General features: G+C 49.6%; 21 protein-coding genes and 2 pseudogenes. 20 read left to right on the forward strand and 3 right to left on the reverse strand.

All coding sequences use genetic code 11. The annotated features are described in order from the left end of the window. The first annotated feature begins 28 nt into the window (after window positions 1-28). The 7 genes from EJL91_RS21850 to fsa all read left to right on the forward strand — a co-directional run bounded on the left by EJL91_RS21850 (window position 29) and on the right by fsa (window position 6,383). A complete protein-coding gene (locus tag EJL91_RS21850; RefSeq protein WP_125144078.1) occupies window positions 29-1,087 on the forward strand; it encodes a zinc-binding dehydrogenase in 1,059 nt (352 codons plus the stop codon). Between the two features lie 4 nt (window positions 1,088-1,091). Beyond that, window positions 1,092-1,319, forward strand: coding sequence for a hypothetical protein (locus EJL91_RS21855; protein WP_125144079.1), 228 nt, complete (start codon window positions 1,092-1,094; stop codon window positions 1,317-1,319). A gap of 23 nt (window positions 1,320-1,342) precedes the next feature. After that, window positions 1,343-2,932, forward strand: coding sequence for a sodium:solute symporter family protein (locus tag EJL91_RS21860; RefSeq protein ID WP_125144080.1), 1,590 nt, complete (start codon window positions 1,343-1,345; stop codon window positions 2,930-2,932). 5 nt (window positions 2,933-2,937) lie between these two features. Then, window positions 2,938-3,513, forward strand: coding sequence for a hypothetical protein (locus EJL91_RS21865; RefSeq protein ID WP_125144081.1), 576 nt, complete (start codon window positions 2,938-2,940; stop codon window positions 3,511-3,513). Then, window positions 3,476-4,486, forward strand: a complete 1,011-nt coding sequence (locus tag EJL91_RS21870; RefSeq protein WP_125144082.1) for an alcohol dehydrogenase catalytic domain-containing protein — start codon at window positions 3,476-3,478, stop codon at window positions 4,484-4,486. Before EJL91_RS21865 ends, EJL91_RS21870 begins: the two co-directional genes overlap by 38 nt. A gap of 57 nt (window positions 4,487-4,543) precedes the next feature. Continuing rightward, window positions 4,544-5,656: a 4-hydroxybutyrate dehydrogenase gene (locus EJL91_RS21875; RefSeq protein WP_125144083.1), complete on the forward strand. Its 1,113-nt coding sequence runs from the start codon at window positions 4,544-4,546 to the stop codon at window positions 5,654-5,656. An 85-nt stretch (window positions 5,657-5,741) separates the two neighbouring features. Next, a complete protein-coding gene (gene fsa / locus EJL91_RS21880; protein ID WP_125144084.1) occupies window positions 5,742-6,383 on the forward strand; it encodes a fructose-6-phosphate aldolase in 642 nt (213 codons plus the stop codon). A 279-nt stretch (window positions 6,384-6,662) separates the two neighbouring features. Here fsa and EJL91_RS25300 read toward each other — a convergent pair. Next, a pseudogene (locus EJL91_RS25300) lies at window positions 6,663-6,902 on the reverse strand (DUF6783 domain-containing protein); the annotation flags it as partial. Here EJL91_RS25300 and EJL91_RS25305 point away from each other — a divergent pair. From EJL91_RS25305 to EJL91_RS21910, 7 genes and pseudogenes are all read left to right on the forward strand, one after another. Continuing rightward, window positions 6,879-6,962 (forward strand): annotated as a pseudogene (locus tag EJL91_RS25305) (DUF6783 domain-containing protein); the annotation flags it as partial. The pseudogenes EJL91_RS25300 and EJL91_RS25305 overlap by 24 nt on opposite strands. 313 nt (window positions 6,963-7,275) lie before the next feature. Beyond that, entirely contained in the window at window positions 7,276-8,700 is a 1,425-nt protein-coding gene (locus EJL91_RS21885) for a sigma-54 interaction domain-containing protein (RefSeq protein WP_341467045.1), read from the forward strand. A 3-nt stretch (window positions 8,701-8,703) separates the two neighbouring features. Next, window positions 8,704-9,825, forward strand: a complete 1,122-nt coding sequence (locus EJL91_RS21890; protein ID WP_125144085.1) for an aldo/keto reductase — start codon at window positions 8,704-8,706, stop codon at window positions 9,823-9,825. 58 nt (window positions 9,826-9,883) lie between these two features. Then, window positions 9,884-11,020 (forward strand): tetratricopeptide repeat protein, encoded by a 1,137-nt coding sequence (locus tag EJL91_RS21895; protein ID WP_125144086.1) that lies wholly within the window; start codon window positions 9,884-9,886, stop codon window positions 11,018-11,020. Further along, the gene (locus EJL91_RS21900; protein WP_125144087.1) at window positions 11,017-11,547 is read left to right on the forward strand and encodes a metalloprotease family protein; all 531 of its coding nucleotides are present in this window, start codon (window positions 11,017-11,019) and stop codon (window positions 11,545-11,547) included. Before EJL91_RS21895 ends, EJL91_RS21900 begins: the two co-directional genes overlap by 4 nt. 236 nt (window positions 11,548-11,783) lie before the next feature. Then, complete coding sequence (locus tag EJL91_RS21905) at window positions 11,784-12,923, forward strand: aldo/keto reductase (RefSeq protein WP_125144088.1); 1,140 nt, start codon at window positions 11,784-11,786, stop codon at window positions 12,921-12,923. A gap of 267 nt (window positions 12,924-13,190) precedes the next feature. After that, window positions 13,191-13,436 carry a hypothetical protein gene (locus EJL91_RS21910; RefSeq protein ID WP_125144089.1) on the forward strand — a complete coding sequence of 82 codons (246 nt, stop codon included), beginning with the start codon at window positions 13,191-13,193 and terminating at the stop codon, window positions 13,434-13,436. A 104-nt stretch (window positions 13,437-13,540) separates the two neighbouring features. Here the strand turns inward: EJL91_RS21910 and EJL91_RS21915 are convergent, their stop codons facing one another. Next, on the reverse strand, window positions 13,541-14,836 hold the full coding sequence (locus EJL91_RS21915; RefSeq protein WP_125144090.1) for an acetyl-CoA hydrolase/transferase family protein: 1,296 nt from the start codon (window positions 14,834-14,836) through the stop codon (window positions 13,541-13,543). A gap of 48 nt (window positions 14,837-14,884) precedes the next feature. Continuing rightward, window positions 14,885-16,339: a 4-hydroxyphenylacetate 3-hydroxylase family protein gene (locus EJL91_RS21920; protein WP_125144091.1), complete on the reverse strand. Its 1,455-nt coding sequence runs from the start codon at window positions 16,337-16,339 to the stop codon at window positions 14,885-14,887. A gap of 449 nt (window positions 16,340-16,788) precedes the next feature. On the opposite strand from EJL91_RS21920, the gene EJL91_RS21925 reads away from it, so the two are divergent. The 6 genes from EJL91_RS21925 to EJL91_RS21950 all read left to right on the forward strand — a co-directional run bounded on the left by EJL91_RS21925 (window position 16,789) and on the right by EJL91_RS21950 (window position 22,094). Next, window positions 16,789-17,115, forward strand: coding sequence for a NifU family protein (locus EJL91_RS21925; protein ID WP_125144092.1), 327 nt, complete (start codon window positions 16,789-16,791; stop codon window positions 17,113-17,115). Window positions 17,116-17,125: 10 nt separating this feature from the next. Next, window positions 17,126-17,893 carry a MaoC family dehydratase gene (locus EJL91_RS21930; protein ID WP_125144093.1) on the forward strand — a complete coding sequence of 256 codons (768 nt, stop codon included), beginning with the start codon at window positions 17,126-17,128 and terminating at the stop codon, window positions 17,891-17,893. Between the two features lie 134 nt (window positions 17,894-18,027). After that, window positions 18,028-18,282, forward strand: coding sequence for an acyl carrier protein (locus EJL91_RS21935; protein ID WP_125144094.1), 255 nt, complete (start codon window positions 18,028-18,030; stop codon window positions 18,280-18,282). Then, on the forward strand, window positions 18,279-19,361 hold the full coding sequence (locus tag EJL91_RS21940; protein WP_125144095.1) for a LuxE/PaaK family acyltransferase: 1,083 nt from the start codon (window positions 18,279-18,281) through the stop codon (window positions 19,359-19,361). The genes EJL91_RS21935 and EJL91_RS21940 overlap by 4 nt, the downstream gene beginning before the upstream one ends. Beyond that, window positions 19,351-20,592 carry an acyl-CoA reductase gene (locus EJL91_RS21945; protein WP_125144196.1) on the forward strand — a complete coding sequence of 414 codons (1,242 nt, stop codon included), beginning with the start codon at window positions 19,351-19,353 and terminating at the stop codon, window positions 20,590-20,592. The genes EJL91_RS21940 and EJL91_RS21945 overlap by 11 nt, the downstream gene beginning before the upstream one ends. Before the next feature lie 29 nt (window positions 20,593-20,621). After that, entirely contained in the window at window positions 20,622-22,094 is a 1,473-nt protein-coding gene (locus EJL91_RS21950) for an AMP-binding protein (protein ID WP_125144096.1), read from the forward strand. Window positions 22,095-22,164: the final 70 nt, after the last annotated feature.

The raw sequence follows: 22,164 nt of genomic DNA on the forward strand, positions 1-22,164 counted from the left end.
ATTGGAAAGGCAGTAAAGGAGGAGAAGAATGAAAGCTCTTATAAAGTATCAGCCGGGGGCAGGCAATGTGAGGGCCGGAGAGGTGGAAAAACCGGTTATCGGGCCGGAAGAAGTGCTTCTTAAGGTGATGGGAGCCGGAATATGCGGAACGGATCTGCATATTCTGAGGGACGACAGTTATCCCGTCAGGCCGCCGGTGACACTGGGGCACGAGGTGTCGGGAACGATCGAGGAGATAGGTGAGAAGGTTCACGGTTGGGAGCTAGGGGAACGCGTGGTCAGCGAAACTTATTACCACACCTGCGGCAAATGTTTTTTCTGCAAGACGGGAAATATCAACCTGTGTGAAGAGAAACTGTCAATCGGCAGCGGGGTGGATGGGGCCATGGCGGAATACGTGAAGGTGCCTTCTAAAAACCTGCACCGGTTTCCGGAATCCCTCAGTTTTGAGGAGGCCTGCATGACGGAGCCGCTCGTCTGCTGCGTGCAGGCGGTATTCCAGCATTCCAGGCTCTCGCCGGAGGACTGTGTGGTGGTGACGGGTCCGGGAACCATCGGACTTTTGACACTTCAGGTGATAAAGCTGTTCGGATGCCGAACCATTGTGCTGGGAACGAAAAAAGACGAAAAACGCCTGAACATGGCACTGGAACTGGGAGCCGATGAAATCATGTATGTTGAGGAAGAAGATATCGCCGGCAGAGTGAGAAAAAGCAGCAGGGGACTCGGGGCGGACGCAGTATTTGAATGCTCCGGTTCCGTGGCGGCAATCCGGCTGTCCATGGATCTGATGCGAAAAGGGGCATGTTACACACAGGTCGGAATACCGGGCCGCGAAGCCGCAATCGACATGGGAAAAGTCGTGCTCAGGGAGTACACGATCAGAGGCACCTATGCAACAAGGCCAATCTGGTGGGACAAGACCCTGGAACTTTTGAGGGACGGGAAAATCAGGCTGAAACCGCTTTTGAGTTCCGCCTGTTCCCTGGAAGAGTGGGAAAAGGGATTTAACAGCGCTATTGATGGTGAAGGATTTAAACACATTATCGTACCTGTCCGCGGGGAAGGTATCACAGAGGGAGAGTGAGCAGATGAGTAAAATGTCAAAGATTATATTTGCAGTTTTTAATATCGTACTGCTGTCATTAAATTATATTTTTGTAGCATGGTTTCCGACCGGGCTGCTGTTTGGATGGATTCCGTTTCAGCTATTCTTTTTCTACGCCTCCATCGTAGTGGCGGCAGTGGTATGGGGCCTGTACTATAATTGCTTTTTTAACAGGCAGAAACATGTTGATGAGAAATATGGGGAACAGTAAAGCATCTTTACAGGAGGGGTTAAATGCGTACAGAAGTTTGGATTATTATTGGAATTATTGCTTATGCACTTTTTATGGTGAGCCACGGCTTTATGAATTTCCGGGCGACCTCTAAATCATCGGAGAGCTTTTTTAATGCGGACAGGGGAGTCAATTCTTTTGTTCTCGTATGCACCACGGCAATTTCCGTATACAGCGGGCTGTCCTACTACGGTTATCCGGCATCGACTTATGCAAACGGAATCGGCTATGTCACGGCGGCAGGCTGCGCGGTCAGCGGACTCCTGTTCTGCCTGATTGGGTACCGCATCTGGATTTTGGGGCGCGAGTACGGTTTTCAGACGCCCTCCGACTATCTGCGTTCCCGTTATTATTCGGAAGGTTTCGGGCTGTTTGTATCGGTGCTTCTGGTGATTTTTATCGTTCCCTACGTAGCCGTACAGCTTATGACAATCGGAAGCGGAATCGAAGTGACGACAAAGGGAATGTTTCCGTACCTGCCGGCGGTGCTTCTGGGCACCGTCTGCGTATCCCTGCATGTAATCGGAGGCGGCATGAAGTCGGTTGCCTGGCTGGATACATTCCATGCAATTTTAGGTGTGTGCGCCGTTTACATTGTGGTATTTTACCTTGTAAAACATTTCTTTCCGGTGGGAGGTCTCGCGGAGGCGGCCGCCATTGTGAAGAACAATCCGGAGACAGCGCCTATTCTCAGCACACCGGGGCCGAACGGTATATACACCTGGAAGGGGCTTTTAAACCAGGCTCTGACGGCGGCGGTAGCGACGATTGTATGGCCGCATATCTTTATGAGATGTTATATTGCAAAAGGAACCAGGAATTTTAAGGTTATGTCATGGGCCCTGCCGATTGCCTATGTGGTTCCAGTTTTCGGTCTTGTAATTGTAGGTTCCCTGATTGGCCCGGCCGTTTTTGGCGCAGGGTTTCAGGATGTGGACAATCTTCTGCCGACGCTGGTAACGCAGTACTGCCCGCCGCTCATTTCCTTTATTTCGATACTCTGTCTGTTCGCTTTTGCGGTGTCTACAGCCGATTCGCTGCTTCTTTCCGCAAGCGCGCTGGCATCCAGAGATATTTATGTGCGCCATTTTTATGAATTAAGGGGAAAACAGGCCGATTCCAGACAGGTTGTATATTTCGGAAGAGTTATCCTGGTCGTGCTGATGATAGCGTGCATCATAGTAACGGCAACCAAATCTACGTACATAACGGAGTATGCATATAAATTATCCTCCCCGTTCTTTGCTATGATTCTCCCCTGCACCATCGGAGGGCTGTTCTGGAAAAAGGGGACAAAAGAGGGAGCCATGGCGGGAACGGTTGCCGGAGTTGTCGTGACCTTCCTTATGACATTCGTGATTGCCCCTCCTTTCGGTTTTTCAGCCCTTCTATGGGGACTTGCCGTAAATATTCTGCTGTATGTGGCCGTGAGCATGGTGACGGTGGTGCCTGAGGAGATAGTTGAAAAATACATTGTCAGGGTGGATAAGATTATCAGCGGCAGCCCGGAAGTATTTGAAGTGACGAACGCAGCCGTAAACGAAGCAAAGCAAATGTGTGCTGAGGGACTGCGGACGGCCGGGGAAGGATGATAAAAATGAAATGTTTATTTCAGGCGTATGGCATCTCGGTAAGCTATCCCTCCGAGTGGAGAATCTACATTCCCCAGAACCAGAGCTTCAGCATGGACGACGGAATACTTAAATTTGATGATATAGCCGGAGCGGATAGCAGGGCGTCGTTTACCCTCTCGTGGGAAAAAACAGCGCCGGTCACGGGATTTGCGGGAGGTTACCTGGAAAGCGCGGAAAAAAACTATGCTAAAAAAGTGAAAGGCCGCTGCCGGATACTGGAAAAAGAGCGGACGGAGATCAATGGGCACGAGGCCGGTTTTATGAGGGCGCAGCTCTTATCCAGTACCCATGTTTTTAAGGCTATGGGAAAATCACTGGAACTGGAAGTGATGCAGGCCGCTTTTTACTGCCCCGACAGCGGCCGGATCGTGATGGGGACCATGATTGCAAAACAGGATTATTTTGAAAAAAACAGAGAGTGCTTAAGGGAGATGGTGATGGGAATTCAATGCCATACCTCAGAAGAAAATGAAGTGAAATGCAGCGGAAGGAGTGAAGAACATGCGGACAGCGAAGTTGGTTGCGCCATACAGGATTGAGATAGAAGAGGTCCCGGAACCGCAGATTTCCGGGTCTGATCAGGTACTCGTTCGGGTCAGGGCGGTGGGAATATGCGGGACGGATCTTCACACATTTAAGGGGGAACGGACCGATGTTGATTTTCCGAGGGTAATGGGCCATGAGCTTTCAGGAGTCGTAGTGGATACAGGGGAGGCAGTTGTCCGGGTAAAAAAGGGAGATCATGTCGTCTTCGACCCGGTGCACGCCTGCGGCCGGTGCCGTACATGTGCCGCCGGCCACGAAAACGTATGCCGTAACGTGAAATGTTTCGGTGTCCAGATGGACGGAGGTTTCCAGGATTATATCGTGGTTTCGGAAAATAAACTCTATGCCGTGCCGGAGCAGATATCATTTGAATGCGGCGCCCTGGCGGAACCGTTCTCCATTGCCGCTAATATTATTGCGAGGGCAGATATCGGGGAGAATGACCGCGTTGTCATATTCGGCGCCGGAACAATCGGGATCGCCGTTTTGCAGGCGGTAAAGAAAATGGGGAATATGGTTCTGGTTTCAGATATAGCCGATGCCAAACTGGCGATGGCGGAGGAGTTTGGGGCCGATTTGGCCGTTAACAGCACAAAAGAAAAGCTGGGAGATGCTGTTGAAGCGTTCAGCCCGGGAGGTGCAGACATCCTGATTGATGCGGTGGGAACGGCCTCCATCCTTGCGCAGTGTATTGCACTGGCGGCTCCGTGCGCGAGGATTGTGGAGATTGGTTTTGACGAAACAGAAGCGTCAGTCCGGCCGATAGACATTACAAAAAAGGAATTGACCATCTCAGGTTCCAGAATGAACTGCAGCCGTTTCCAAACTGTGACGGAGTGGCTTAAGGAAGGAATTGTCACCGATAAAATGATCTCCAGGGTTTATCCTCTGGAGGAAATAGAGCAGGCATTTAACGATACCCTTGCTCAGGGAGGAAACTGGCTGAAAACCATGATCCTGCTTTAATGCTGCATTGCGGCCGGAAAATCCGGTGGGAGCCGCCGGAGGAAAGAGAGTAAACGTATGAAACAGTTAATGATAAAACCGGTGATTTGGAAATATGAAAAGGCCGCGGAATTTGCCGCCGAGTTTGACCTGGGGAAGGGCGATCTGGTCATCACAAACCAGTATATCTACGAGCCGTATTTTGGAGGACTGGACCTCGCCTGCGACGTCCTTTTCCAGGAAAAATACGGAGCCGGAGAACCGTCGGATGATATGGCGGGGGCGATGTACCGCGATATGAAAGGAAATTACAGGAGGATTATTGCCATCGGCGGAGGCACCGTAATCGATATCTCCAAATTATTTGCCCTGAAAAATGTGTCCCCGGTTGAAGATTTATACGATGGCAAACTTGAGATTGTAAAAGATAAAGAATTAATCCTGGTGCCGACAACCTGCGGGACCGGCAGCGAGGTGACGAACATTGCAATCCTGGCTCTGAATAAAAAAGGCACGAAAAAGGGCCTGGCCGTGGATGAGATGTACGCGGACAGCGCGGTGCTGATTCCGGAGCTTTTAGGAGGACTTCCGTTCCGCTTCTTTGCCACCAGCTCCATCGATGCGCTGATTCATGCCGTCGAGTCCAGCCTGTCTCCGAAAGGCAACGAGATGACGCGCCTGTTCAGTTACCAGGCTATTGAAATGATTCTGGAAGGATATAAAAAGATTGCAGAAGGCGGAGAGAAGGCAAGAATCCCCCTGCTGGGAGACTTCCTCACCGCCAGTACTTTTGCCGGGATTGCATTCGGAAATGCGGGATGTGCAGCCGTACACGCCCTCAGTTATCCGCTTGGGGCCAAATATCATGTGGCGCATGGGGAATCCAACTATGCCATGTTTACCGGTGTTATGAAGAACTATATGGAAATCCGGTGTGACGGGGAGATAGACCGGTTAAACCGGTATATGGCCGGAATCCTTGGGTGTGGAACATCCGGGGTGTACGATAAGCTGGAGGAACTCTTAAACCATATGATTGAGAAGAAAGCGCTCCATGAGTATGGTGTGACGGAACGCGATCTGGAAGAATTTACGGACTCCGTCCTGGAAAATCAGGGACGTCTCCTGGCGAATAATTTTGTGCCGTTTGATAAAAAACGCATTTATAAAATATACAGAGAACTGTATTAGAAGATTAAATATAACGGAAAGCATGCCCCGCGCATGTCCGGCAGCCGCCGGACAGAGCGATCCGGGACTATAGAAGGAGAAAAATATGAAATTTTTTATCGATACGGCAAAAGTCGAGGATATCAAAAAAGCAAACGACATGGGAATCATCTGCGGCGTTACGACAAATCCGTCTCTGATAGCAAAAGAGGGAAGAAATTTTAATGAAGTTATCAAAGAGATAACCTCTGTCGTGGATGGCCCCATAAGCGGAGAGGTGAGAGCGTCCACGACGGATGCCGAAGGAATGGTAAAAGAGGGGCGGGAGATAGCCGCCATCCACAAAAACATGATAGTCAAGATTCCAATGACCGCAGAGGGACTGAAGGCGGTGAAGATTCTGGCGTCGGAGGGAATAAAGACCAATGTGACCCTGGTCTTCACGGCAAACCAGGCAATCCTTGCCGCCAGGGCGGGTGCATCCTATGTATCGCCTTTCCTCGGCAGGCTCGATGACATATCTGTCTGCGGCGTTGATTTAATCCGTACGATAGCCGGCATTTTCTCCCACTACGGTGACATCACCACCGAGATCATTGCGGCGAGCGTAAGAAATCCGCTTCATGTGACGGACTGTGCCCTCGCAGGGGCGGATATCGCGACTGTTCCCTGGAATGTGCTGATGCAGATGACGAAACATCCGCTGACGGATGCGGGAATAGAAAAATTCAAAGAGGATAGCAGGTAAAAAACCAGGACGCCTGGGATCGGGGATGGGAGAAGAGACAAGCAAAGTGATAATATGAATAAAATACTGTGACAGTTCCCTATACTTAAAATTTAAAGCTTAAAGTATAATTCCAGCGTTCACCATTGAAATTTAAACTGTGCCTTATCCAATGTGATAAGGTGCAGTTCATTTATTTATAAATGCAATTTATTATCTGATATTAATTATCAGGGTACAAGTAGCGGCGGCGACAGGAGGGGCCTTTGGGGCGGCCCCCTGAGAAAGAGAAGAGGGCAATCAAGCGATGGCAGGCGTGATGGATGGCCGATACATAACGCGTCTTCGGGGCCGGTCATAGTCTGACCTGTGGGGGAGGAGGAAGAAAAACTTTCCGGAGGGAGTGTTGAAGTCCATCAGCACTTGGACGGCGTATTGTGACGTCCTAGAGCGTGTTTGAAAATTCATTCCCGCCATCTGTATGCCCCACTTCGCGGCATATTTGGGCCCAATTCAGTCAGCGTAGCCCACTACGCCTCCTTCATTGGTCCCAAATCTCCCACAAAGTGTGACACACAGCTGACGGAAAGCAATTTTTAGACCCGCTCCAGTGTCTGCTATGCACTTCATCAAGCGCAAGCGGCTCCCGCAGGAAAGTTCTTTCTTCCGGATTCCCCACCCCGCCGATATCCTCCGCCCAGCCCCGAAGACTCACCACCTTCCTTTTCCATCCTCATCCCATCCCATCAACGCCTCTTTCTCCCCAACTATTTTGATTGAGAATCCCCCCATCTTCCTGTATAATAAAAGTAAATATCGCAAAGAAAACATATACGCAGGCCATTTCCTGAAAATCATAAATAACGGAGAAATTGAACCTGCCGAATCCTCAGAGCAGAGAAGAGGTGACCCTTTGAAGAACAAAAAAGCGTTGGAAATGTTCTCAAACCTCCAGGAGGCTAATGAATGGCTGGATGCCATTATTGAACATTCTTTTGACGGAATATACATAACGGACGGCAGCGCCAATACCATCAAGGCCAACAGGGCCTATGAGACGATTACGGGCCTTAAGAAATCCGAGGTGATCGGCTGCAACATGGAGGAGCTGGTGGAGAAAGGGATAGTATCGGCCAGCGGCTCCCTGATCGCCATCAGGGAAAAGCGCCCCGTCACAATACGCCAGGAGTTTAAAACGGGCAAGAAGGCGCTGATTACCAGTTCTCCCATTTATAATGAAAAAGATGAGATTGTCATGGTAGTCACTAATGTCCGGGATCTGACCGAGCTGTACAGTCTGCGGGAAGAGGTGGAGAAGACAAAGCAGGAAGAGATGCGCCTGAAAAGGGAACTGAGCCACGTCTATGAGCGGTTCAGCGTGGGCGATCAGATTGTTGCGGTGGATCGGAATTCTCTCCAGGCTTTTGTTCTGGCCGACAAGGTGGCCCCCTTAGACACGACAGTGATGCTCCTTGGGGAAACAGGAGTCGGAAAGGAAGTATTTGCAAAATATATCTATTCGGGAAGCGGAAGGAAGGAACAGAGCTTTATCAAAGTTAACTGTGGGGCAATTCCGGAAAATCTGATTGAGAGCGAGCTGTTCGGATATGAAAAAGGAGCTTTTACCGGGGCGGAGAGGAATGGAAAGATAGGCCTTTTTGAGGCCGCCAATCACGGAACCATTTTTCTTGACGAGATAGGGGAGCTTCCGATGAAGATGCAGGTAAAACTGCTGCGTGTCCTGCAGGAGAAAGAGACAACCAGGATTGGAAGTTCAAAACCGGTAAAGGTAAATGTCCGTGTGATTGCAGCGACGAACCGGAACCTGGAGGAGATGGTGGAAAAAAAGATGTTCCGGGAGGATCTCTATTACCGGCTGATGGTCTTTCCGATTACGATACCTCCGCTGCGTGAGCGCCGCGAGGATATTGTCCCCTTATCCACCCGATTTCTGGAGGAGCTGAACGGAAAATATGGATTTCACAGGAGATTTACCCGGGAGGCCTGCCGGCTCATGATTGACTATCACTGGCCCGGCAATATCAGGGAACTCAGAAATATCGTTGAGAGGGCGGTAATTATAAGCGCCGGGGATGAGATTACTCCGGAGTGCCTGCCTATTTTCCCCCATGGGCATCCGGTGCGGGAAGATGCAAGACAGAAGCCGGTTATGATCGGGCAGGTGGAGGACCTGAAAACGGCGATGGAAGAGCTGGAGCTGGAATACATAAACCATGCATATGAGAAATACGGCAACGTCAGGGACGCCGCCCGGAGTCTGGGAATGACGGCCTCTACGTTTGTCCGAAAAAGAAAGAGATATATGACAGGAGGATGAGAAATGGAACAATATCTGGGAAAAGAGATTCCAAAACTGGGGTTTGGCCTTATGAGGCTCCCGAAAAATGGAGAAGCAATTGATGTGGAACAGACGAAAGAGATGGTCGATCTGTTTTTGGAGGCCGGATTCAATTATTTTGATACGTCATGGGGGTATATCGGTTCCGAGGATGCAGCCAGAGAAGCTCTGGTAAAACGCCATCCGCGCGACAGCTATCTGCTGGCGACGAAATGTCCCGCATGGGCGGCAAAATCCGAGGAGAAGGCAAAAAAGATGTTTTCCATGTCGCTTGAACGCACCGGAGCCGGATATTTTGATTTTTATCTGCTCCATAATCTGGGAGAGAGCCGTAGCCATTTTTTTGATGACTATGGAATCTGGGATTTCCTGGCGGAAAAGAAAGCGGAGGGCCTGATCCGGCATCTCGGTTTTTCGTTCCACGACAAGGCGGAGGAGCTGGATAAGATTCTGACTGCGCATCCTGAGATGGAATTTGTACAGCTTCAGATTAATTATGCGGATTGGGAAGATCCATACGTGGAGTCGGGTAATTGCTATGAGGTAGCCAGAAAGCACGGAAAACCTGTTATTATCATGGAACCTGTAAAAGGAGGAACGCTGGCAGCCCTCCCGGAGGAGGCCGAGGCCATTTTCAGGGAGGCGGATCCTGAGGCGTCACCTTCCTCCTGGGCTATCCGTTATGCCGCTTCCCTTGACGGCGTGATTACCGTCCTCTCGGGAATGTCGGACACGGCGCAGATGAAGGATAATATTTCTTTTATGAGAGATTTTAAACCGCTTACGGAACAAGATTATGAAACCATCGCCAGGGTGAAAAAAGTTCTCGATTCCTGCCATACGGTTCCCTGTACGGCCTGCGGTTACTGCATGGAAGGCTGTCCGAAATCCGTGGCAATCTACGGCACATTCCAGGCGGTAAATATTTATAACAGGTACCAGGATTTGAAGGGAGCCAGGGGCAAATACATCTGGAACACCAACGGCCATGGCTGGGCAAAGGCATCTGAGTGTATAGGATGCGGAGCCTGCGAGGAAGTATGTCCTCAGCATATTTCTATCCGGGATGAACTTTCAAAAGCGGCAGAGATCCTGGAGGAGTAGGGAAACAGGAATACGAGAGAACAGAATACGAGAGAACAGATTACGGGGAGATAAGAGTATGGAAGAGAATGAAAACAGCGAAATCGATACGGGTCCGGAGACGGAAGAAGAACTTTACACGGTGAGGCCGGAGTTTGTTATTCCGAAGGAGGAACTCTGCCGCAAGTGCGGACAGAGGAGAATTGACAGGAGTAAAAGCCGTAATTCAATCCTCTGCCGTCAATGCAGGGAAGAGCAGATCCGGTATCCATTTCCAAAGCTGATGATACCAATCGTACTTGTGGCTCTTGCCGTGATTGCACTGGCTATGGCCCGGACCCCCAAGGTTATAAAATACTACAAGATTTACAGTCAGGCGGAACGCCAGGCCTCGGAGGGGGAAATTTACCCGGTTCTTCAGAATCTTATGGAAGTGATGGAAGCCTATCCCGGATCGGTTCCGGTTGCCGAGGAGATGATTGATCTGGCTATGGAATACGGCTACTACGATGCGGCAGCTTACTTCCTGAATGAATATCTGGTGGGTGAAGAGGTCAATGACAATACGTATTCAAAAATAATGGGGTATACGTATAAGCTGGAGCGTTTTTATAACACTTCAGATCAAATGGAGGTAATTGCAGCGGAAGTTCTTTCTGAAAACCCGGATGCCCCTCCTTATGACACGCTTAAAGAACGTTTATTTGAACTTTTAAAGGATGACGACTACGATAAGACGCTGCTCTATTACTATCTGGCCAGTTTTACGGAGGATCAGAAGGAGGCCAGGGGCTACCTGGAAGAGAGCGTCAAGGCAGACGGCCGTTTTAATGAGCCTCTGGTCCTTCTGGGAACCAATATGAGAAGGAGCGGCGATTTCGACGGCGCAAGGGAATGCTATGAGAAAGTTTATTCCAGGGATCACCACGATGCCGGTGCACTTCGTGCCCTGGGTATTCTCTGCCTGCTGGAGGGAGAGAAGGAGAGAGGACTTGAATTGGTGAACCAGGCCTACGAGGAGAACCCGGAGCTGGCGTATGTAAAAGAAACGCTGATCATCGCCTGCATGGAAAATGGAGATAATTCTAAAGCGAAAGAGTATCAGGCGCAATTTGAGAAGGAAGGGACGGAGTTTGACGGGGAATTCGGCGGCTATCTGAGCGGCAAAGTCAGTCTCCATGATTACTATGTGGATGCAGGGGAGGGAGAGCTATGATCATAATTCCAGGATTTTTGATTTCAATGCTGACATTTCCGGGCGTGATGGTCCATGAATTTGCGCATCAGCTATTTTGCCGCCTGTTCGGAGTGCCTGTCTATGATGTCGTCTATTTCCAGATGAAAAACCCGAGCGGCTATGTGTCCCACGAACCCGCGGAGAATCCTCTGGCATCGTTTATGATTTCAGTAGGACCGTTTATCGTCAATACAATTGTGGGAATGTTTGTAGTCTTTCCGGCGGCGATTGAACTGTTCCAGTTTAAGGTATATCACAATCCGCTGGCGCTGATCCTCGGCTGGCTGGGAATTTCCATTCTGATGCATTCCTTCCCAAGCACGGGAGATGCCAAGGTGATGGTACAGAATATTTTAAAGAATCCGGATGTAAATCCGGCGGTCAAAATCATAACTGCACCCGTGATCGGTCTCATTTATCTGGGCGCGATAGGCTCCATGATGTGGCTGGATTTGATTTATGCTGTTTTTATGGCTATGGTCTTACCGAATCTGATAATCTGGTAAATGCAAATGACGGACGGGGCCGAATCCTCCCCGGTCTTCAGTCCCGCCGCTAACCTGTCCGGGATTCCCCTCGCCAAACCAACCGCCGGGACTGAAGACTCAGCCAACCACCGTCCCATGCCGTTCACCATTTTCCACAAATCCGACAAATCCGTTCAAAAAAGCTTGACTTCGAGTTAACTCCAAGGTGTATGCTTTTAAAGATAAAGGAAACGGACGACCAAAGGAGGTTTAAAATGGTATATAAAGAATTTCAGGGTTTGAAATTATCGGCTCTTGGATTTGGGGCGATGCGTCTGCCTGTGGCGGGGGATACGCCGGATTCACCAATTGATGAAGTACGGACGGCTGAGATGGTGGATTATGCTATCAAACATGGCGTGAATTATTTTGATACCGCGTATGGCTACCATGACGGAAAGTCTGAGATTGTCATGGGAAAGGTGCTGAGCGCATATCCCAGAGACAGTTATTATCTGGCCACAAAATTTCCCGGATATGATTTATCGAATATGGGAAAGGTCGAGGAGATTTTTGAGGAGCAGCTTAAAAAATGCGGTGCGGATTATTTTGATTTTTATCTGTTACACAATGTATATGAAAAAAATATCGACCCGTATCTGGATCCCCAATACGGAATTATGGATTATCTGATGAAACAGAAGGAGAGCGGGCGTATCCGGCATCTTGGTTTTTCCGCGCACGGCCGTTATGATACAATGAAACGTTTTCTGGATGTCTATGGGGACAGGATGGAGTTCTGCCAAATCCAGCTTAATTATCTGGACTGGAAACTGCAGGATGCCAGGGCAAAGGCGGAGCTTCTGAATCAATATAACATTCCCATTTGGGTGATGGAGCCTTTGCGGGGCGGCAAACTGGCTGAGCTTTCGGAGGAAAATGAGGCAAAGCTGAAGGCGCTCCGGCCGGAAGAAGAGATTCCTGCCTGGGCATTCCGGTTCCTTCAGACAATATCGGGAGTAACGGTGACGCTCTCCGGCATGTCGAGTATGGAGCAGCTTGAAAAGAATATTGAGACATATACTCAGGATAAACCGCTGAGCGAAGGAGAGATGGAGGCACTTCTTGAAATTGCCGACAGTATGTTGGATATTCTTCCGTGTACCGCCTGCCGCTACTGTGTAACCCACTGTCCCAAAGGGCTGGATATTCCGGTACTGTTATCCCTGTATAATGAAACACGCTATGTAAACGGACTGATCACCCACATGGCTGTTGATGCCCTGCAGGAAGATAAACGGCCCGATGCATGTATCGGCTGCCGGAGCTGTGAGGCCGTCTGTCCGCAGCAGCTTGGAATAGCAGGGGCTATGAAGGATTTTGTGGTGAAATTAAACCAGCCTGCCGGATTGTAACTGTCAATAAATTAAACGCCGCAAGCGAAAAAGGTATTGTGCGGAACCGTTTCCTAGTGTGAAGACGGTATCGCGCGATACCTTTTTAATATCATAGGAAAGAATCCAATGGTACAGGAAGAAAAAGAGTGGATTGACGGAGAATCGGGTACAGCTTATACTTAATGTAAGTGACCGGGCCGGGACATATCACAAAGCGGTTTATCTTGAACAGCTCTTGCAGCGGCTCACAGAGAACGGGCTGACGGCAGATGGAGGAGATGGCAGATGATAGAAAAGTTTAAGAAAATGTTATTTTCAGAGAATGGGATGAGAATTGTAAACGTATTGTTTTTCCTGTCCCTGTGCTTAAGAAGCAGGATTGTTGTCATATGCACATTCAGCATCTGGACGGCCTTTTTACTGTATTCGAGAAAGAAGACGGAGTCGGGAATGATGAAGATATTTTATTTATTATTAATCATTCTGGCACTTGTCGTTGTAGCGGCAAATATTTATTCTTTAATTCATTGAGTCCGTGAGTCTATCCATAATACCGGGACGGGTGAGATGGAGTATTCAACGAAAAAAGCAGGGAATGTGAGAACCCTGCTTTTTTCGTTACAACAACGGAATTGTTAATCACAATGAAAACGTTCTTCATACACCTTTCTTAAACCATCCCTGAAATCAGGGTGGGCCACCTCAATCAGAGCTGCAGCCCTCTGCCTCAAAGTTTTTCCCTTCAGTTTTGCAACCCCGTATTCCGTCACTACATAGTCGATATCATTTCTGGAAGTAGTGACGGCGGCGCCTTCATCGAGCAGGGGAACAATCTTGGAGATTTTTCCTTTTGCTGCGGTGGAGGGGAAAGCGAGGATAGAACGGCCGTTTGCCGCCATGGCTGCGCCGCGCACGAAATCAACCTGTCCGCCGACACCGCTGATCTGGGTGAGCCCAACGGATTCGGATGCGGCCTGGCCCATGAGATCGACCTGGACGCAGGAGTTGATGGAAACGATATTGTCTTCCTTCATGACTTCCACCGGATTATTGACATAGTCGACCGGCAGCATGGTGACATCGGGATTTTTGTCTACAAAATCGTAGAGTTTTTTTGTACCCATCAGGAAGCTGGCTACATATTTGCCGGGATTCGTCTTTTTCAGGCGGTTTGTGATGACTCCTGCTTCGGCCAGCTCCACAACCCCGTCGGAAAACATCTCCGAGTGGATGCCCAAATCTTTTTTATTCCCCAGAAAACGGAGTACGGCGTCGGGAATGGCTCCGATTCCAAGCTGCAATGTATCTCCATCCCGGATAAGTTCTGCACAGTTGGCGCCTATGGCAAGCTCCACATCCCCGATTACAGGGGGAGCCAGTGTGAGGAGAGGAGCGTCGTGCTCGACAATGGCGGTAACTTCCGACAGATTGACTGTTCCGCCGAAGGTTGCAGGCATCTGCGGGTTTACCTGGACGATCACGGTTTTTGCCGATTTTGCCGCCTGAAGCGTGTAATCTACGGAGACTCCCAGGCTTAAATTGCCGTTCTCATCGGGAGGGGCGGCCTGAATCAGGGCGACATCCACCGGGAGGCTGCCGTTTCTGAACAGACGCGGTATTTCAGAGAAAAAACAGGGAGTGAAGTCGCCCCGTCCTTCCGCTACTGCTTTTCTGGTGGAACCTCCGACAAACAGGGAATTGTGGCGGAAATGTTTTTCCATTCCCGGGGCGCAGTATTCGGCTCTGCCCATGGCTACCATGTGCACGATCTCTACATTTTCATACTGCCCGGCTTTTTTAACTAAAACATCTAAAAGATAGGACGGTTCTCCGCAGGCGTGTCCGACTACGACGCGATCTCCGGAGTGGATCAGGTTAAGCGCCTGATCCGCGTCCATTTTTTTACTTTGGTAAAGCTCTTCAAAAGACATAATCGGTAGTTCCTCCTGTCTGATATTGTGACGGATCCTGCACCTGAATCAATCCCGGCTGATTCCGGCAATCTCTTTAGCCAGTTTTTTCTTCATTCCGATATTACCCTGGCGGGCAATCATGATTCTCTGGGCCTGAGGGGAACCGGCTCCGTGCATGGATTCGGTGCGGTAGCCGACCGCGGCCGAGCCGAGAGTAAGGTTTTCGATCAGGCGCATGATACGCATTCTGTCTTCCGTCGGAATATCGTTCACACCCCGGAAATATTTGTCTATGTATTTTCCAAGTTTCGGGTCCCTTAAATCCTTCTCGGACGGGGCCGTAACCATCAGGCCGCCGGCAATATCCTCGGCCAGTCTTGCAATCTCATACGGAAATCTCGTAACGTTCTGTTTGCACACGTTAGCAAGGAGAAGATCGATGAGGTAGTTGCCTGATTTTGTCGGGGTACCCTCGGCCGAACACGCGATGCCGCAGCAGTAAAGTGTTTCGTTTAAGTGAGTCATCTCGATCAGTTTATCTTTTACATGGGATGCCCTGGCTGCGCCGTTATAATCGGCTGCGGTTGCGGCTGCCCCAATCAGGACGTCACCGACGCCTACCTTGCAGCCGCCGTAGGACTGCCTGTGATAGCCGGCAAAACGCTCCACTAATACCCCGGCAAACTCGGCTTCCCCATTGAGGAAAATGCGGTCATTGGGAATAAATACGTCATCGAAAATAACAAGCGCTTCCATTCCGCCGAACCGGCTGTTGCCGACATCGATATCAGAGTCTTCCAGCTTTCTTGTATCGCAGGACTGACGGCCTACAATCATGAAAATGCCATCCGCATCCGTAGGACATGCGAAAGATACGGCATAATCCCTGTCATCCGGTCCCATGGACTGTGTGGGCATAACAATCACTTCGTGGGAGTTTACAAAGCCGGTCTGATGAGCCTTGGCGCCCCGGACTACAATGCCGTCCGGCCGTCTTTCCACAACGCGGAGGAAAAGGTCGGGATCCTTCTGGGCATGCGGAGCCAGGGAGCGGTCACCCTTTGGATCCGTCATGGCGCCGTCCACGGTGAGATCATTTTCCTGTGTATAAAGAAGGAATTTCTTGAAATTTTCAAAATAATCTGTGCCATACTTTTCATCGATTTCATAGGTGGTGCTGTAGACTGCGTTGAAGGCATCCATACCGACACAGCGCTGGAAGCAGGCTGCCGTTTTCTGTCCGCAGAGGCGCTGCATTTTAACTTTTTTAATGAGGTCCTGCGCATTCAGATGAATATTTGTAAAACGGTTAATCTTTTCCCCCGTCAGGTTGGAGGAGGCAGTCATTAAATCTTCATATTCCGGCATCTGAGCCAGATCATATGTCATTTTTACCGAGTTAAGAGACGGACGCAGAATCGGATCGTCAACCGGATTCTCAATCTTTTCCCCAAACATGTAAACCTGAAGGTTCAATTTCCTCATACTTTCAACGTACTGTTCCCCTGTCATTAAAGCCATAATGATTCATCCTTTCCTAAATAAAAGTTAATAGTGTTTTTTCTGACCATATTAAAAGCAATTACCGTGCCAAAAAATAATCGGCTATTCGTAAAATTGGAAAAAACAGCAAAATTCGGTTGCCGCTCACAGCGAATGTCCCGTGGGTCGTGTTACAGGGTACGGAGTGAACAGTAACAAACCCGGATAGGAACCAATGTTGGGGAGCTCTGTATTTTCTGTCGGAGAAAAAAGATTCTTTTAAAGCGTTTAGAAATGATAAGAAATTGTTGCAAAAATGCAACGCCTGGATAGATGTTGCATTTTTGCAACACCAAATCTGCAACAAAGAGAGGGGATAAAACGTTCACAGAGGAAAAGAGAGGTGAAATGGTGCGAAATATGTCTGGCATGAAAATTGCTTACTATATAGTCAGAATAAATGAAGATAAAGACAGGAGGCAGCAAAAATGGCTGAGATGATTGAACAAATAGAAAAAGTGCTGGAACAGGATGTAAGACCCGCCCTGCTTTCGCATGAAGGAAATGTGCAGATTGTATCTTTTGATGAGGAAACCAGGACACTCCGTGTCCGTCTGACAGGGCAGTGCTCGGGATGTCCATCGGCACAGCTCACGACAGAGGAAGTAATTGAGAAAAGGATAAAAGAAAAACTTCCCGTGGTGGAGCAGGTTTTACTGGTGCACGAGGTAAGCGGCGAACTGCTGGATTTGGCACGTAAGATACTGAACCATGAACTGGGAGAGGGCAGGAACAAATCCGGCCTGAACTGGTAGGGAGGCATTTATGGTAATCGGAATCAAGTATTGCGGCGGCTGTAATCCGCGGTACCAGAGGGAGGCGCTTGTAAAAAAGCTCAAAACCCGTTTTCCATCCCATACATACGTGACGTTAAAGGAGCAGAAGGAATGCGATATCTGGCTTCTCGTCTGCGGCTGTCCGGCTGCCTGCGTTTCAGACGATGGGCTGATTGCGGTAAAACAGCGCTTCCTGCTGACAAGCATGAAGGAATTTGTGGGTATAGAAGATTATCTGTTAAAAGAGGAGCAAAAAGAGAAGGAACGGCAGGAGGATAAACAATATGAGGAAAACGGCATCCGATATCTTCACTTAGGCGAAAGAGCATCCTTTACAAAGACCTTTTATAAAGAAGACGCAGATAAATTTGCCCTCCTGACCGGGGACAGAAACCGCCTCCACACGGACCGGGAATTTGCTGAGAAACAGTGGTTTGCCCGCCCTGTGGTCCATGGCGTCCTGACGGCCAGCCTGATTTCCACGGTGATGGGTACGATACTTCCGGGGCATGGCACGATCCTGATGAGTGAGAATCTGGAATTTATAAATCCGGTCTATTTTGGAGATACCGTTGAGGCCACGGTGACGTTCATTTCCTTCCGGGAAACGAAAAAATTTTACGTTGGTGAATTTTACGGCGAATGCAAAAACCAGAGGGGGGAAACGGTGGCCACCGGAACGGCAAGGCAGATGATGATGAAAACATTATTCTGCGTGGAAGATGAAGAGAAGGAAAAAACGGAAGACGGCATTTGAAGAGAAGATGAATCTTTCCGGCATAAACATCGGTTCTGACTGTTTTGTGCATGATAGAGCAGAAAAGGGAGCAGAAAATATAAAAGCACGCAGCGGCTGCCAACTAAAAATAAGAAATGGAAAAGGAGATTACAATGACCAATCTTGAGAGATACAACAACATTTTTATGAATGTTTTCAGGAAAAAAGAGGAGGAGTTAAAGGGGCTTAAATACAGAGGTTTTGATCTCTGGGACTCCATCGGGCATATGGATCTGGTGGCCGAGCTGGAAGAGGCGTTTGAAATCAGACTGGAAACGTCGGATATGCTGGATTTGACATCCTATGAAAAAGGTATGGAGGTACTGGAAGAATACGGCGTTATTTTTGAGGAGGCCAAAAAAGCATGAATTATCAGGCAGTGCTCGACATGACGCCGTTCGGGGTGGCACAGGCCGAAAAGGAGCGGAGGCTTCTGCCCTATTTGAGCCTTCTGACGGAACGGCACAGGGAAAAGTGCCGGGAGTATGCAGGGATTCTGAACGTACTGGGATACAGCAGGGAAAAGGCCGGGGAGCTTGAAAAACTGGAAGATCTCCCAATGATACCTGTCTCTGTGTTCAAGGAGAGCGGGCTCAGAAGCATCTCCGGCAGTGAGGTTTTCAGTACGGTCAAATCCTCCGGAACCACAGGGCAGCAGCCTTCCGTGATTTCGCTGGACCGCATGACCGCGGCGGATCAGCAGAAAACTCTTACGGCTATTGCAGGAGACTTTGTGGGTAACAGGCGGATGCCGATGCTTATCATTGATTCACCCGACGTTTTGAAGGACAGGAATCTGTACTCAGCCAGAGGAGCCGGAATTGTGGGATTTTCCGTTTTTGGGACCGGGAGAAAGTATGCACTGAACAGTGACATGAGCCTGAATCTGGAGGTGATTGAAGCGTTTTTAGAGCAAAACAAGGGTGAAAGAATTCTTCTCTTCGGGTTTACCTATCTTGTATGGAACTATTTCTGCCTGGCTCTGAGGGAAAAGGGGCTCCGCCTCGACATTAATAACGGCTGCCTGATCCATGGAGGCGGCTGGAAGAAGATGAAGAACGAAGCGGTGACGGAGCAGGAATTCCGGGAAACGCTTAGGCGGCAGACCGGAATCCGGCAGGTGCACGATTACTATGGGATGGCGGAACAGACGGGGAGCATTTATATGGAGTGCAGGTTCGGCCATCTTCATGCCAGCAGTTACTCGGAGGTTATTACCCGAAGAAGTTATGATTTCTCACCCTGTGAGATTGGGGAGAAGGGGATTATTCAGGTGATTTCCGCGGCAGCCCAGTCGTATCCGGGCCATTCTTTGCTGACGGAGGATGAGGGGATTATTTTGGGAATTGACGATTGTCCCTGCGGCAGGAAAGGAAAATATTTTAAGGTGGCCGGCCGGATAGCCGAGTCGGAAATCAGGGGGTGCAGTGATACATATGAAGGATGAGAGGAAGGAAGGGATAATCAGTGGGAAAGCCGGAGAACAGGTGGAAATCCCATTTTCCAATCAGGTCCTGGATTTCCTGGCCGAGCTGTCATGCCTTATCCGGAATGACCGGGAACTGGGAAGGGATGAGGAAATCCGTGCCTTTGGCTTCTGGTGCCGCAGAGCCAATCTGGAACGTTTAAAAGAAAAATATTCAGGAAATGGAGTCCGCCTAGGCAGAGGCCTTGTCTTTCATATTACACCGTCCAACATACAGACGATGTTTGCCTGGTCCATGGCAATCGGGCTGCTGGCCGGCAATTCCAATATCATCCGTATCTCTTCAAGGCTCTCCGGAACCGGGTTTAAGCTTAAGGCGCTGATAGAGGATACGTTTGCATCGTCCGGGGAGAAGGAAACGGTCGGGAATATGGTCCGCTTTGTATCTTACGACAGCCGGGACAAAGAGCGCACGGAATATTTTTCTTCCCGGTGTGATACGAGAATCATCTGGGGCGGGGACAGAACCATGGAAGAGATACGTAAAATTCCTCTGAAGGCCGGGGCCGGTGAAATCGCGTTTCCCGACCGTACCTCCATTCTGCTTCTAAACACAGATGAGATTTCAAAACTGGGAGAGGAAGAGCTTGAAAACCTGGCTCACAGATTCTGCATGGATACCTACAACATGGATCAGAATGCCTGTTCCAGTCCATCCCTGGTCTTCTGGGAAGACGGGACAGATGAAAACGTATCAGATGAAAACGTATCAGGCTATGCCGGGACGCAGATAAACAGCAGGGCGGGGCAGGTGAGGAAACGCTGGTGGACAGCGGTGGAAAAGGCGGCGGCAGATTATGAGCTCACGGCACATAAAGTGGCCGGAAAGTTTGGCGCCTTATGCACGGCGGCTATGGCGCACAACAATCTGGGGGAGATGTCCCGGTATGGAAATCTCATCTGGGTGGTGCCGGTGAAAAGCATCACGGAAGGAGCATCAGGGCTGAAGGGAAAATTTGGCCTCTTTTATGAATATAGGATTGAAACGCTGGAGGAACTGATTCCAGTAATAACGGAAAAGATCCAGACCATGACTTTTTACGGATATCAGAAGGAGAGACTGCAAAGTTTTATCCGGGATCAGCGGCTTCGGGGAATCGACCGCGTGGTTCCGGCAGGACAGGCGCTTGCCATGGATTTGACCTGGGACGGAATGAACCTGATAGAGAGGCTGTCCAGGGAAATTACATAGCCGGCCAGGGAAGGACAGGATGGTATAGTATGTTAGGAACATTTTATGAAGAAAGACAGGAATTAAAAGACAGGCCGATGCTGGCGGACGATAAGGGAGGCCGGGCATCATACGGTGATTTAGATGATTTTTGCCGCAGGACGGCAGGCAGGATGAAAAGCAGGAGCCTGCTCTTTATTTTATGCGGAAACAGCATCGGCTCCGTATTTTCTTATTTTGCCGCTCTGAGAAACCGCATTGTCCCTCTGCTTTTAAACGGCCGCATCATGGATGACGAATCCCAGAGGGAGCTGCTCGAGGGTCTGCTTAAGGACTACAGGCCGGAGTATTTTGCGGCGCCGGAAGAGGTCCTGGAAAAAAATGGAGACTTTTTTAAAGAGGCGCAGCCGGTGTGGAGGGAGAGAGGGTATGTCTGCCTGAGTCTGCCGGTGAACAGGGAACGGCAGTCCGGGGAGCCTCTGCATGAGGAACTGGCCCTTCTTCTGACTACGTCGGGCAGCACGGGCAGTCCGAAACTTGTCAGGCTGAGCTATAAGAATCTGAGTTCCAATGCGGCGTCTATCGCCAGTTATCTGGAGCTGAGCCGGTCGGAGCGGCCTATTACCACGCTCCCGATGAATTACACCTATGGGCTGTCCGTAATAAACAGCCATGCATTGGCAGGCGGGACGGTGCTTTTGACGGATAAAACGCTGTTTGACAGGGAATTCTGGGAGTTTGCCGATCGGGAAATGGCAACCTCATTTTCCGGGGTTCCTTATACTTATGAAATACTGAAAAAACTCCATTTTACAGACAGTCCCCATCCCTATCTGAAGACAATGACGCAGGCGGGAGGGAAACTGCCATATGAACTTCACCGCGAATTTGCAGAGTATGCGGCAGAAAACGGAAAAAAGTTTATCGTAATGTACGGCCAGACGGAGGCCACGGCAAGAATGGGATACCTTCCCTGGCAGGATGCGCTGGACCGTTGCGGCAGCATGGGAATCGCTATTCCGGGCGGTAAATTCAGGCTGCTTGGGGCTGACAAAAGGGAGATAGAAGAGGCCGGAGTGACGGGAGAGCTGGTTTACGAGGGGAAAAATGTGATGATGGGATATGCAAAGGACAGAAAAGACCTCTCGAAAGGTGATGACTGCGGCGGAATTCTATTTACCGGCGATATGGCAAAGCGCGATGAAGAGGGCTTTTACTATATTGAGGGAAGGAAGAAGAGGTTTTTAAAACTGTACGGCAACCGGATCAGCCTGGACGGTACGGAACGTCTTTTAAAACAGAACTTCGCAGACTGCGGATTTGCCTGTACCGGGAACGATGAGGGCATGAACATTTTTACGGCCCCGGCCGGGGAAGAAGAGCCGGGGAAAGAAGAAATTGTTCTTTTTCTGGAGGGGAAAACAAAACTGCCAGGCAGAGTATTCCGCGTGGTTATGGTGGAGGAGATACCAAAGAACGAGGCGGGAAAGGTGCAGTATAAAAAGCTGGAAGAACTCCTTTAAATCAGGTATGATAGACAATATAAACAAGCAGCACGGGACCCGGCCTCCGCAGATGTTTTCCTGCGGGGCT

The sequence above is a fragment of the Clostridium transplantifaecale genome, assembly GCF_900626075.1.
In the GTDB taxonomy this organism is placed as follows: domain Bacteria; phylum Bacillota; class Clostridia; order Lachnospirales; family Lachnospiraceae; genus Otoolea; species Otoolea transplantifaecalis.

What these genes read in the sequence shown, in the direction of transcription:
- EJL91_RS21850 (WP_125144078.1), top strand. Translation starts at nt 29, where the DNA reads ATGAAAGCTCTTATAAAGTATCAGCCGGGGGCAGGCAATGTGAGGGCC.
- EJL91_RS21855 (WP_125144079.1), top strand. Translation starts at nt 1,092, where the DNA reads ATGAGTAAAATGTCAAAGATTATATTTGCAGTTTTTAATATCGTACTG.
- EJL91_RS21860 (WP_125144080.1), top strand. Translation starts at nt 1,343, where the DNA reads ATGCGTACAGAAGTTTGGATTATTATTGGAATTATTGCTTATGCACTT.
- EJL91_RS21865 (WP_125144081.1), top strand. Translation starts at nt 2,938, where the DNA reads ATGAAATGTTTATTTCAGGCGTATGGCATCTCGGTAAGCTATCCCTCC.
- EJL91_RS21870 (WP_125144082.1), top strand. Translation starts at nt 3,476, where the DNA reads ATGCGGACAGCGAAGTTGGTTGCGCCATACAGGATTGAGATAGAAGAG.
- EJL91_RS21875 (WP_125144083.1), top strand. Translation starts at nt 4,544, where the DNA reads ATGAAACAGTTAATGATAAAACCGGTGATTTGGAAATATGAAAAGGCC.
- fsa (WP_125144084.1), top strand. Translation starts at nt 5,742, where the DNA reads ATGAAATTTTTTATCGATACGGCAAAAGTCGAGGATATCAAAAAAGCA.
- EJL91_RS21890 (WP_125144085.1), top strand. Translation starts at nt 8,704, where the DNA reads ATGGAACAATATCTGGGAAAAGAGATTCCAAAACTGGGGTTTGGCCTT.
- EJL91_RS21895 (WP_125144086.1), top strand. Translation starts at nt 9,884, where the DNA reads ATGGAAGAGAATGAAAACAGCGAAATCGATACGGGTCCGGAGACGGAA.
- EJL91_RS21900 (WP_125144087.1), top strand. Translation starts at nt 11,017, where the DNA reads ATGATCATAATTCCAGGATTTTTGATTTCAATGCTGACATTTCCGGGC.
- EJL91_RS21905 (WP_125144088.1), top strand. Translation starts at nt 11,784, where the DNA reads ATGGTATATAAAGAATTTCAGGGTTTGAAATTATCGGCTCTTGGATTT.
- EJL91_RS21910 (WP_125144089.1), top strand. Translation starts at nt 13,191, where the DNA reads ATGATAGAAAAGTTTAAGAAAATGTTATTTTCAGAGAATGGGATGAGA.
- EJL91_RS21915 (WP_125144090.1), bottom strand. Translation starts at nt 14,836, where the DNA reads ATGTCTTTTGAAGAGCTTTACCAAAGTAAAAAAATGGACGCGGATCAG.
- EJL91_RS21920 (WP_125144091.1), bottom strand. Translation starts at nt 16,339, where the DNA reads ATGGCTTTAATGACAGGGGAACAGTACGTTGAAAGTATGAGGAAATTG.
- EJL91_RS21925 (WP_125144092.1), top strand. Translation starts at nt 16,789, where the DNA reads ATGGCTGAGATGATTGAACAAATAGAAAAAGTGCTGGAACAGGATGTA.
- EJL91_RS21930 (WP_125144093.1), top strand. Translation starts at nt 17,126, where the DNA reads ATGGTAATCGGAATCAAGTATTGCGGCGGCTGTAATCCGCGGTACCAG.
- EJL91_RS21935 (WP_125144094.1), top strand. Translation starts at nt 18,028, where the DNA reads ATGACCAATCTTGAGAGATACAACAACATTTTTATGAATGTTTTCAGG.
- EJL91_RS21940 (WP_125144095.1), top strand. Translation starts at nt 18,279, where the DNA reads ATGAATTATCAGGCAGTGCTCGACATGACGCCGTTCGGGGTGGCACAG.
- EJL91_RS21945 (WP_125144196.1), top strand. Translation starts at nt 19,351, where the DNA reads ATGAAGGATGAGAGGAAGGAAGGGATAATCAGTGGGAAAGCCGGAGAA.
- EJL91_RS21950 (WP_125144096.1), top strand. Translation starts at nt 20,622, where the DNA reads ATGTTAGGAACATTTTATGAAGAAAGACAGGAATTAAAAGACAGGCCG.